Genomic DNA, 11,512 nt, shown 5'->3' on the forward strand with positions numbered 1-11,512 from the left:
CGCACGACGGACGTGACCGGCGTGGTGCACCTGCCGGAAGGCACGGAGATGGTGATGCCGGGCGACAACATCTCGATGGAAGTGCACCTGATCGTGCCGATCGCGATGGAAGAGAAGCTGCGCTTCGCCATCCGTGAAGGCGGCCGCACGGTTGGAGCAGGGGTTGTTGCTTCGATCCTCGCCTGATCGAGGCAACAACGACGTTCGCGGAAACCGCAAACTTTGCGGTGCAGGCGTCGCCGCTACGATCCTCGCGTACGCGCAGGACATCGCCCCGGCCCTTCCGGCCGGGACAGAATCCAGGAAGGGCGGTGGCGACACCGCCCTTTTCCTTTATGCATGCGCGGCCCGGGCAGGGCCCCGTCGCAAACGCCGCTGCACGCGCGGCGCGCCCCATGCTCAATGGGGCTGAAACGGCGGGACAGCCCGCACGAATCTCAGGGAGGAATTCGAGATGGCCTTCAAGCCGCCCTTCACCGGCATTCATGCCATCGCCTTCGCGCTGTTCGACGCGCAGGAGCGGCTCGACCGGGCGGCGATGAAGCGCCAGACGGAAATCTGCCTCGGGCTCGGCGTTCACGGCATGGCGGCGCTCGGGCTTGCGACCGAGGTCTCGAAGCTCAGCCTGGCCGAGCGCCGGACGGTGATCGACTGGGTGGCGGAGGACGTTGCCGGCAAGGTGCCGCTCGCCTTCACCATGTTCGGCGGCTCGGTCGCCGAGCAGGTCGAGCAGGTCAAGGCGGCCGAAGCGGCCAAGGCCGACTGGGTGATTCTGCAGCCGCCGATGGTCGGCTCCTTTGGCGCGGCCGAATATATCCGCTTCTTCGGGCGAATCGCCGAGGCGACCTCGCTGCCGGTCGCGATCCAGAACGCGCCGGCCTATATGGGCCGCGGGCTCTCCTCGGAGGATATTCGCGAGCTGGTGCGCCAGCACCCGAATATCTGCCTGATCAAGGGCGAGGGGCCGGCCACCGATATCCAGCAGCTGATCTCGGTGACCGAGGGCCGCCTGCCGGTGATGAACGGCCGCGGCGGGCTGGAACTCGCCGACAATCTGCGGGCGGGCTGCGTCGGCCTGCTGCTGGCGCCCGATACGATCGACTACGCGCTGCGCGCCTATAATCGATTCCTCGCCGGCGATGCCGAGGGCGCCGAAGAGGCCTATCGCGAGGTGCTGCCGGCGATCGTCTTCATCATGCAGTCGATCGAGAGCCTGCTCTGCTACGGAAAGCGCATTTTCGGGGCCCGCGCCGGCATCGAGATCCATGATCGCAGCCCGGCGCAGCGGCCGAGCGCCTTCGGGCTGGAGCTGGTCAAGCGCTATGCCGAGCAGCTCGGGCCCTATGCCGCCTGAGCGAGCCTGTGAACTTTCCACGGCGCCGTGTGTTTTCGACTTGAAATGCCGGCGTCGTTCGGGCTAAGCAACCCGCGACTACAGGGGTGTAGCTCAGTTGGTAGAGTACCGGTCTCCAAAACCGGGTGTCGCAGGTTCGAGCCCTGCCGCCCCTGCCAGGACTTCATCGCGATGAGCGATCGAAAAGGGCGGTTCCACTGCGGTGGAGCCGCCCTTTCTCGTTGCGGGGCTGCGGCGTCGCGCGACTGTCATGGGCGAGGGCTACCGGGACGGGCAATCTCCGGACCCGAGCCATGCATCATCTGCCGCCAGACGCCATCGCCAGCCTTTCGCTCTTCGCCCTGTCCGCCATGGGCATCCTGACCTGGCTCTGCATCGTCTAGATCACCGCGCGTCCGTTGGGACGCGGTCACGGTGATCCATCTCACTGCCATAGGCAGTCGGCCTTGCCTCTTCCCCGGCATGCAAAGGCACGCTGCGGGAGGATCGTCTCGAGCGGGCTCCCGACCCGGCTTTCGGGCGCTGCCGCGAAAGCGCTTGGCTAGCGCGCCATAGCGTTGTAAGAAGCGGCTCACGACGGCGCGCGGCTCCCTGAGCCCCGCGCCGCGAATCTTTCAGGACGTACCGAATCGTCGCTTGCGCGCTTGGTCGCGGCGGCGTTCCGGAACCTTAAGGTGACGGCCCGATGGCGAAGACGAACCCGTTCAGCTTCCTGCAGCAGGTGCGCAGCGAAGCCTCCAAGGTGACCTGGCCCTCGCGCCGCGAGACCCTGATCACCACCGGGATGGTGCTGGTCATGGTGCTGGTCTTCAGCCTGTTTTTCCTCTTTGCCGATACGATGATCCGCTGGGGTCTCGGCCTCATCCTCGGCGCGCGCTGAACGGAACCCACGAACGTGAACACTCGCTGGTACATCGTCCACGCCTATTCGAACTTCGAGAACAAGGTCGCCCAGTCGATCAAGGACCAGGCGGCGCAGCGCAATCTCGCCGACAAGTTCGAAGAGGTGCTGGTCCCGACCGAGAAGGTCGTCGAGGTCCGCCGCGGCCGCAAGGTTGACGCCGAGCGCAAATTCTTCCCCGGCTATGTGCTGGTGAAGTGCGAGATGACCGACGAGGTCTACCACCTCATCAAGAACACGCCGAAGGTCACCGGCTTCCTCGGGGCTGACAAGGCCAAGCCGATGCCGATCCCCGAGAACGAGGCGCTGCGCATCAAGGGTCAGGTCGCCGAGGGCATCGAGCGTCCGAAGCCGACGGTGGTCTTCGAGGTCGGCGAGCAGGTCAAGGTCGCCGACGGCCCCTTCGCCTCCTTCAACGGCGTCGTCGAGGATGTCGACCATGGTCGCGCCCGCCTCAAGGTCGCGGTCTCGATTTTCGGCCGCGCCACGCCGGTCGAGCTCGAATACGGCCAGGTCGAGAAGCTCTGAGGTCGATTCGGGGCAGGCAGCCCGGACGGGCGCCTCTCGCCATCGAACATGAGGGCCCGCGCCGCATACCGGCGCGGGCCTTCGCATTTGCGGGCATTCCCGGGCGCGTCGAGCCGGAAAGGGCGGTCCGCCGCCGCATGCTGGCGGGGCTTCCCTTTCCGGCCGGGTTGTGCGATAGGGCGCCCCTCACATGCGTGGGAGGTCGGCCGGCCGCCAACCGGGATTCCCTGCCGTACCACGCTCTGCAACCACCCCGTTCCGGAACGAACTCGGTTTCCGGATGGGGCGTCGTCGTTCCGGTAGGCGCCGGGATGGACGGCAGGAGCAGCCATCATGGCAAAGAAGATCACGGGCTACGTGAAGCTTCAGGTTCCGGCGGGCGCGGCCAATCCGTCGCCGCCGATCGGTCCCGCGCTCGGTCAGCGCGGCCTCAACATCATGGAATTCTGCAAGGCCTTCAATGCGAAGACCGCGCAGATGGAAAAGGGCATGCCGATCCCGGTGATCATCACCGCGTATCAGGACCGCTCCTTCACCTTCGAGATGAAGCAGCCGCCCGTGTCCTACTTCCTGAAGAAGGCCGCCGGCCTGACCTCGGGTTCGAAGACCCCGGGCAAGGGTGGCGCCGCCGGCAAGGTCACCGCCGCGCAGGTCCAGGAGATCGCCGAGAAGAAGATGGCCGATCTCAACTGCAACGACGTCGATGCCGCCATGACCATGATCCGCGGCTCCGCCCGGTCCATGGGCCTGGAAGTCGTGGGCTGAGGGGGGACTGAACATGGCTCATGTTGGAAAGCGCGTCGTCAAGGCCCGTGAGGGCATCGACCGGACCAAGCTCTACCCGCTCGCCGAAGCCGTCGCGATGATCAAGGATCGCGCCAGCGCCAAGTTCGACGAGACCGTCGAGGTCGCGATGAATCTCGGTGTCGACCCGCGTCATGCCGACCAGATGGTTCGCGGCGTCTGCAACCTGCCGAACGGTTCGGGCCGCACCCTGCGCGTCGCGGTGTTCGCCCGTGGCGCCAAGGCCGAGGAGGCCAAGAAGGCCGGTGCCGACATCGTCGGCGCCGAGGACCTGGTCGAGGCCGTGCAGAAGGGCGAGATCAATTTCGACCGCTGCATCGCCACCCCGGACATGATGGGTCTGGTCGGTCGTCTCGGTAAGGTGCTCGGCCCGCGCGGCCTGATGCCGAACCCGCGCGTCGGCACGGTCACCATGGACCTGGTCAACGCCGTCGCCGCCTCGAAGGGCGGTTCGGTCGAGTTCCGCGTCGAGAAGGCTGGCATCGTGCATGCCGCCGTCGGCAAGGTCTCGTTCGACGCCGAGAAGCTCTCGGAGAACATCAAGGCGTTCGTCGATTCGGTCTCGAAGGCCAAGCCGGCCGGCGCCAAGGGCACCTACATCCAGCGCGTCGCGATCTCCTCGACCATGGGTCCGGGCGTCAAGATCGAGCCGAACACGGTGATGGGCGGCTGAAGCCGTCCTGGGGCGGGGCGCGAAGGGCCGATTTCCGCGCTTCGCATCCTGCTTTCGCGGCCGCCTCATGCGGCCGCTGCCCCACCTTGCGAAAGCTCGCAAGGATTGCCACTTGGCAGAAGCCGGGGGAGAGGCTATGAACTTCCCCGTGTTTCCATAAGTGTCGGGGCTTCCGCGTGCTTTGCACGAGGGGGTCCGTTTCGCGTTTTTCGGTGGTTCGCCGCCGAAGAATGGATGCCGGGAGCGAGGAAAGCGATTTCCTGGGGCCTGGCGTCCAGTCCTGTCTGAGACTGCAGGTGCTCCCGGTTCGTCCGAGGGCATAATTTCGCCAAGAGGCCTGCATAGACGGTGCAAGAACTCTGCCGGAGCCGAAAGGCGCCGAACGAGGTTCGAACCATCTCGCCCGATCACGGCTTCGGCCATGGCTGGGGACAGGGCACTGAGCGTCGCTCTGGCGAGGGGTCGGTGTCAACCGGCTCTCGCGAAGAGCGGCACGTGCAACTGGCGACGGGTGTGAAAGCCTGTCGCCTACCGGAGAGAGCCCAGTGGATAGAGCGGCAAAATCTGATGCCGTCGCGACGCTGAACGATGTCTTCTCGAAGACGTCGGTCGTCGTCGTGGCCCACTATGCGGGCTTGACGGTGGCCCAGTTCCAGAAGCTTCGTCGCGAGATGAAGGCCAATGGCGCCACCGTGAAGGTCGCAAAGAACCGGCTTGCCAAGATCGCTCTTGAAGGCACCGACGTCGCGTCCATCAGCCCGCTGCTGAAGGGACCCACCCTGATCGCTTATTCCAGCGATCCGGTCGCGGCGCCGAAGGTCGCCGTCGCCTTCGCCAAGGATCACGACAAGCTCGTGATCCTGGGCGGCGCGATGGGCACGACCGCCCTGAACCCCGATGGTGTCAAGGCCCTGGCCACGATGCCCTCGCTCGATGAACTGCGTGCCAAGATCGTCGGCCTCGTCCAGGCCCCGGCGACCAAGCTCGCGCAGCTCACGAACGCGCCTGCCGGGAAGCTGGCGCGCGTGGTCAAGGCCTACGCCGACAAGAACGCTGCCTGAGCAGCCGTCACACCCTAATCGTTCGAACCTCTTACATCAGGAAGCTGAAAAATGGCCGATCTCGCCAAGCTCGTCGACGAACTCTCGTCGCTCACCGTTCTCGAGGCCGCTGACCTCGCCAAGATGCTCGAAGAGAAGTGGGGCGTCTCCGCCGCCGCCGCCGTCGCCGTTGCGGCTGGCCCGGCCGCTGGCGCTGCCGCCGCCGCCGTCGAAGAGCAGACCGAGTTCACCGTTGTCCTGGCCTCGGCCGGCGACAAGAAGATCGAGGTGATCAAGGAAGTCCGCGCCATCACCGGCCTGGGCCTCAAGGAAGCCAAGGATCTGGTCGAAGCCGCTCCGAAGCCGGTCAAGGAAGCCGTCGCCAAGGACGAGGCCGAGAAGCTCAAGAAGCAGCTCGAGGCCGTCGGCGCCAAGGTCGAGCTCAAGTGAGCAGGGCCGGCTGATGCCGGTCCGAAACTAGTCGACAAGCACAGTCCCGGGGCGGCTCGCCGCCTCCGGGGCTGTTGCGTCGTTTCCGCGGGGCGGGGCGACGTGTGCAGGGATCATCGCGCAGCGGCGTGACGGTTCATCCAGTTGAAAGTCGGCGCCGAGGCGCCGAACGGCTCACCCGGCGGCCCGACCGCCAGAACCCGGACCGCCGGGTGAGCCGTCCGAGATTGCGAGGAACACCATGGTCAATTCTCTCCAGGGCCGCAGGCGCGTCCGGAAGTTCTTCGGCAAGCTCAAGGAAGTGGCGGAGATGCCGAACCTCATCGAGGTTCAGAAGGCGTCCTATGACCAGTTCCTGATGATCGACGAGCCGAAGGGCGGCCGCAGCGACGAAGGCCTGCAGTCGGTCTTCAAGTCGGTGTTCCCGATCGGCGACTTCTCGGGCGCCTCGCTGCTCGAATTCGTGAAGTACACCTTCGAGCCGCCGAAATACGACGTCGACGAGTGCCGCCAGCGCGGCATGACCTTCTCGGCGCCGCTCAAGGTGACCCTGCGCCTGATCGTGTTCGATATCGACCCGGACACCCAGGCCAAGTCGGTCAAGGACATCAAGGAGCAGGACGTCTACATGGGCGAGATGCCGCTCATGACCGACAACGGCACCTTCATCGTCAATGGCACCGAGCGCGTCATCGTCTCGCAGATGCACCGTTCGCCGGGCGTGTTCTTCGATCACGACAAGGGCAAGACCCATTCCTCGGGCAAGCTGCTCTTCGCCGCCCGCATCATCCCCTATCGCGGCTCCTGGCTCGACATCGAGTTCGACGCCAAGGACATCGTCTACGCGCGCATCGACCGCAAGCGTAAGATCCCGGTGACCTCGCTGCTGTTCGCGCTCGGCATGGACGGTGAGGAGATCCTCAACCGCTTCTACAACCACATCTCCTACACCCGCGACGGCGATGGCTGGCGCGTGCCCTACGACGCCGAGCGCATGAAGGGCTTCAAGGCGAGCGTCGACCTGATCGACGCCGACACCGGCGAGGTCGTGGTCGAGGCCGGCAAGAAGCTCGTCGCGCGTACCGCGCGCCAGCTCGCCGAGAAGGGCCTGAAGTTCCTGCGCGCCAGCGATGACGATCTCTACGGCCAGTATATCGCCGAGGACCTCGTCAACCCGCAGACCGGCGAGGTCTTCGCCGAGGCCGGCGACGAGATCGACGAGAAGAGCCTCAAGGCCCTGCTCGATGCGGGCTTCGAGGAGCTGCCGGTGCTCGACATCGACCACATCACGGTCGGCCCCTATATCCGCAACACCCTCAAGGTCGACAAGAACTCGCGCCGCGAGGAAGCGCTGTTCGACATCTACCGGGTGATGCGTCCGGGCGAGCCGCCGACGCTCGAGACGGCCGAGAACATGTTCCAGTCGCTGTTCTTCGACGCCGAGCGCTACGACCTCTCGGCCGTCGGCCGCGTCAAGATGAACATGCGCCTCGACCTCGACGCCGAGGACACCGTGCGCATCCTGCGCAAGGAAGACATCTTCGCCGTGGTCAAGGCGCTGGTCGACCTGCGTGACGGCAAGGGCGAGATCGACGACATCGACCATCTTGGCAACCGGCGCGTGCGCTCGGTCGGCGAGCTCATGGAGAACCAGTATCGCCTGGGTCTGCTGCGCATGGAGCGCGCCATCAAGGAGCGCATGTCCTCGGTCGACATCGACACCGTGATGCCGCAGGACCTGATCAACGCGAAGCCCGCGGCCGCCGCGGTGCGCGAGTTCTTCGGCTCCTCGCAGCTCTCGCAGTTCATGGACCAGACGAACCCGCTCTCGGAAGTCACTCACAAGCGTCGTCTTTCGGCGCTTGGACCGGGTGGTCTGACCCGCGAGCGCGCCGGCTTCGAGGTGCGCGACGTGCACACCACGCATTACGGCCGCATCTGCCCGATCGAGACGCCGGAAGGCCCGAACATCGGCCTGATCAACTCGCTCGCGACCTTCGCCCGCGTCAATAAGTACGGCTTCATCGAGAGCCCGTACCGCCGCATCCGCGACGGCAAGCAGACCGACGAGATCATCTATCTCTCGGCGATGGAGGAGGCGAAGTACAACGTCGCCCAGGCGAATGCCGCGGTCGACGCTGAAGGCCGCCTGACCGATGATCTGATCGTTTGCCGCCGCGCCGGCGAAGTCATCGTCACGCCGGTCGACAAGGTCGACTTCATGGACGTCTCGCCGAAGCAGGTCGTCTCCGTCGCCGCCGCGCTGATCCCGTTCCTCGAGAACGACGACGCGAACCGCGCGCTGATGGGCTCGAACATGCAGCGCCAGGCGGTGCCGCTGGTCCGCGCCGACGCGCCCTTCGTCGGCACCGGCATGGAGGCCGCGGTCGCCCGCGACTCCGGCGCCGCCATCGCGGCCCGCCGCGCCGGTATCGTCGACCAGGTCGACGCGACCCGTATCGTCATCCGCGCTTCCGACGAGATGGACCCGACCAAGCCGGGCGTCGACATCTATCGTCTGCAGAAGTTCCAGCGCTCGAACCAGTCGACCTGCATCACGCAGCGCCCGCTGGTCCGTGTCGGCGACATCGTCAAGAAGGGCGACATCGTCGCGGACGGCCCGTCGACCGAGTTCGGCGAGCTCGCTCTCGGCCGCAACGTGCTCGTCGCGTTCATGCCGTGGAACGGCTACAACTTCGAGGACTCGATCCTGCTCTCGGAGAAGATCGTCTCGGAAGACATCTTCACCTCGATCCATATCGAGGAATTCGAGGTCATGGCCCGCGACACCAAGCTCGGCCCTGAGGAAATCACGCGCGACATTCCGAACGTCTCGGAAGAGGCGCTGAAGAACCTCGACGAAGCCGGCATCGTCTATATCGGTGCGGAAGTCGCCGCCGGCGACATCCTGGTCGGCAAGATCACGCCGAAGGGCGAGAGCCCGATGACGCCGGAAGAGAAGCTGCTGCGCGCCATCTTCGGCGAGAAGGCTTCCGATGTCCGCGACACCTCGCTGCGCGTCCCGCCGGGCGTGCAGGGCACGATCGTCGAAGTGCGCGTCTTCAACCGCCATGGCGTCGACAAGGACGAGCGCGCCCAGGCGATCGAGCGCGAGGAGATCGAGCGTCTCGCCAAGGACCGCGACGACGAGCAGGCGATCCTCGACCGCAACACCTTCGCGCGTCTGGCCGAGATCCTGACCGGCAAGACCGGTCTTGCCGGTCCGAAGGGCTTCAAGAAGGACACGGTCATCACCCGCGAGGCGATGAGCGAGTTCCCGCGTTCGCAGTGGTGGCTGTTCGCCACGGCGGACGACGCCCTGATGACCGAAATCGAGGCGATGCGGAAGCAGTACGACGAGTCGAAGAAGCGCCTCGAGCAGCGCTTCCTCGACAAGGTCGAGAAGCTGCAGCGCGGCGACGAGCTGCCTCCGGGCGTGATGAAGATGGTCAAGGTCTTCGTCGCGGTGAAGCGCAAGATCCAGCCGGGCGACAAGATGGCCGGCCGCCACGGCAACAAGGGCGTGGTCTCGCGCATCGTGCCGGCGGAGGACATGCCGTTCCTCGAGGATGGTACCCATGCCGACATCGTGTTGAACCCGCTCGGCGTGCCCTCGCGCATGAACGTCGGACAGATCCTGGAGACCCATCTGGGCTGGGCCGCCGCAGGCCTCGGCAAGCAGATCGGCAAGGCGCTCGACGCCTATCGCAAGGCGCATGATTCCAAGGCGCTGAGGGCCTCGTTCGAAGCGGTCTACGAGGACAACGAGATCGTTGCCTCGATGAACGACGACGAGCTGGTCGAGATGGGCCAGAACCTGCGTCGCGGCGTGCCGATGGCGACGCCGGTGTTCAACGGCGCCAAGGAGGCCGATATCGAGCGGCTCCTGGAGCAGGCCGGGCTGCACAGCTCTGGGCAGTCCACGCTGTACGATGGCAGGACCGGCGAGCCTTTCGACCGCAAGGTGACGATGGGCTACATCTACATGCTGAAGCTGCACCACCTGGTCGACGACAAGATCCATGCGCGCTCGATCGGCCCGTACTCGCTCGTCACCCAGCAGCCGCTCGGCGGCAAGGCGCAGTTCGGCGGCCAGCGCTTCGGCGAGATGGAGGTCTGGGCCCTCGAAGCCTACGGCGCCGCCTACACGCTGCAGGAAATGCTGACCGTGAAGTCGGACGACGTCGCGGGCCGCACCAAGGTCTACGAGTCGATCGTGCGTGGCGAAGACAATTTCGAGGCCGGCATCCCGGAGAGCTTCAACGTGCTCGTCAAGGAAATGCGTTCGCTCGGTCTCAATGTCGAGCTGATCAGCAACAAGCCGAGGCCGGGCGAGCTGCCCCCGGCCGAGGCGGCCGAGTAAGCCGCCGCGCCCCGAGGGGCACGGCAGCGTTCGTTACTCATGCCGGCGGCACTCACGCCGCCGGCCGATGGATCAAAGGCCGGGCAGGGCGGTTTCCCTTGAAACCCCACCGGCCATAGGAGACAGGCTATGAAGCAAGAGGTCATGAACCTTTTCGGCCAGCAGCCGGTGCAGCAGGCGTTCGATGCGATCAAGATCTCGATCGCCAGCCCGGAAAAGATCGCGTCCTGGTCGTTCGGCGAGATCAAGAAGCCCGAGACCATCAACTACCGGACCTTCAAGCCGGAGCGCGACGGGCTGTTCTGCGCCCGCATCTTCGGGCCGATCAAGGACTATGAGTGCCTGTGCGGCAAGTACAAGCGCATGAAGTTCAAGGGCGTGATCTGCGAGAAGTGCGGCGTCGAGGTGACGCTGGCACGCGTCCGGCGCGAGCGCATGGGCCATATCGAGCTCGCGGCGCCGGTCGCCCATATCTGGTTCCTGAAGTCGCTGCCCTCGCGCATCGGCCTGCTGATGGACATGCCGCTCAAGGACCTCGAGCGCATCCTCTATTTCGAGTCGTATGTGGTGCTGGAGCCGGGCCTGACCCCGCTCAAGGACCGCCAGCTGCTCTCCGAGGAGGAGTATGTCCGCTGCCAGGAGGAGTATGGCGCGGATACCTTCACGGCGATGATCGGCGCGGAAGCGATCCGCGAGATGCTGCGCGCGCTCGATCTCGACCAGATCAACGCCGATCTGAAGCATGAGATCGCGACGACGACGTCCGAGCTCAAGCCGAAGAAGCTGATGAAGCGCCTCAAGATCATCGAGGCCTTCCAGGAGTCCGGCAACAAGCCGGAATGGATGGTGATGACCATGATCCCGGTCATCCCGCCGGATCTGCGTCCGCTGGTGCCGCTCGATGGCGGCCGTTTCGCGACCTCCGACCTGAACGACCTCTATCGCCGCGTCATCAACCGCAACAACCGCCTGAAGCGGCTGATCGAGCTGCGCGCGCCGGACATCATCATCCGCAACGAGAAGCGGATGCTGCAGGAATCGGTCGACGCCCTGTTCGACAACGGCCGTCGCGGCCGCGTCATCACCGGCGCCAACAAGCGTCCGCTGAAGTCGCTCGCCGACATGCTGAAGGGCAAGCAGGGGCGTTTCCGCCAGAACCTGCTCGGCAAGCGCGTCGACTATTCCGGCCGTTCGGTCATCGTGGTCGGCCCGGAGATGAAGCTGCACCAGTGCGGCCTGCCGAAGAAGATGGCGCTCGAGCTGTTCAAGCCGTTCTTCTATGCGCGCCTCGACGCCAAGGGCTACTCGACCACGGTCAAGCAGGCCAAGAAGCTCGTCGAGAAGGAGAAGCCCGAGGTCTGGGATATCCTGGACGAGGTCATCCGCGAGCATCCGGTGC

The 11,512-nt window shown here is 65.5% G+C and carries 10 protein-coding genes and 1 tRNA gene; all 11 read left to right on the forward strand.

The genetic code is table 11. The features are described 5' to 3' along the window. Positions 1 to 186: EF-Tu C-terminal domain-related protein (locus tag J0J10_RS00430; protein ID WP_465247134.1), on the forward strand; the 186-nt coding region annotated here is incomplete at its 5' end. A 268-nt stretch (positions 187 to 454) separates the two neighbouring features. Next, positions 455 to 1,354, forward strand: a complete 900-nt coding sequence (locus J0J10_RS00435) for a dihydrodipicolinate synthase family protein (RefSeq protein WP_291644373.1) — start codon at positions 455 to 457, stop codon at positions 1,352 to 1,354. An 82-nt stretch (positions 1,355 to 1,436) separates the two neighbouring features. Further along, a tRNA-Trp gene (locus J0J10_RS00440) sits at positions 1,437 to 1,512 on the forward strand. Positions 1,513 to 2,039: 527 nt separating this feature from the next. Beyond that, the gene (gene secE / locus J0J10_RS00445; protein ID WP_066480198.1) at positions 2,040 to 2,234 is read left to right on the forward strand and encodes a preprotein translocase subunit SecE; all 195 of its coding nucleotides are present in this window, start codon (positions 2,040 to 2,042) and stop codon (positions 2,232 to 2,234) included. A gap of 15 nt (positions 2,235 to 2,249) precedes the next feature. Continuing rightward, positions 2,250 to 2,783, forward strand: a complete 534-nt coding sequence (gene nusG, locus J0J10_RS00450) for a transcription termination/antitermination protein NusG (protein WP_291633118.1) — start codon at positions 2,250 to 2,252, stop codon at positions 2,781 to 2,783. A gap of 333 nt (positions 2,784 to 3,116) precedes the next feature. Further along, positions 3,117 to 3,548, forward strand: coding sequence for a 50S ribosomal protein L11 (gene rplK / locus J0J10_RS00455; RefSeq protein WP_291644375.1), 432 nt, complete (start codon positions 3,117 to 3,119; stop codon positions 3,546 to 3,548). Positions 3,549 to 3,561: 13 nt separating this feature from the next. After that, entirely contained in the window at positions 3,562 to 4,260 is a 699-nt protein-coding gene (rplA, locus tag J0J10_RS00460) for a 50S ribosomal protein L1 (RefSeq protein ID WP_291642180.1), read from the forward strand. 545 nt (positions 4,261 to 4,805) lie between these two features. Continuing rightward, positions 4,806 to 5,321 carry a 50S ribosomal protein L10 gene (rplJ, locus tag J0J10_RS00465; protein WP_291642182.1) on the forward strand — a complete coding sequence of 172 codons (516 nt, stop codon included), beginning with the start codon at positions 4,806 to 4,808 and terminating at the stop codon, positions 5,319 to 5,321. Between the two features lie 51 nt (positions 5,322 to 5,372). After that, on the forward strand, positions 5,373 to 5,750 hold the full coding sequence (gene rplL, locus J0J10_RS00470) for a 50S ribosomal protein L7/L12 (RefSeq protein ID WP_291642183.1): 378 nt from the start codon (positions 5,373 to 5,375) through the stop codon (positions 5,748 to 5,750). A 241-nt stretch (positions 5,751 to 5,991) separates the two neighbouring features. Next, a complete protein-coding gene (gene rpoB / locus J0J10_RS00475) occupies positions 5,992 to 10,113 on the forward strand; it encodes a DNA-directed RNA polymerase subunit beta (RefSeq protein ID WP_291642185.1) in 4,122 nt (1,373 codons plus the stop codon). Between the two features lie 129 nt (positions 10,114 to 10,242). Further along, positions 10,243 to 11,512 (forward strand): DNA-directed RNA polymerase subunit beta' (locus J0J10_RS00480; RefSeq protein ID WP_465247135.1); only part of this gene is annotated, 1,270 nt, incomplete at its 3' end.

The organism is Allobosea sp., from assembly GCF_017308075.1.
Classification (GTDB): Bacteria; Pseudomonadota; Alphaproteobacteria; order Rhizobiales; family Beijerinckiaceae; genus Allobosea.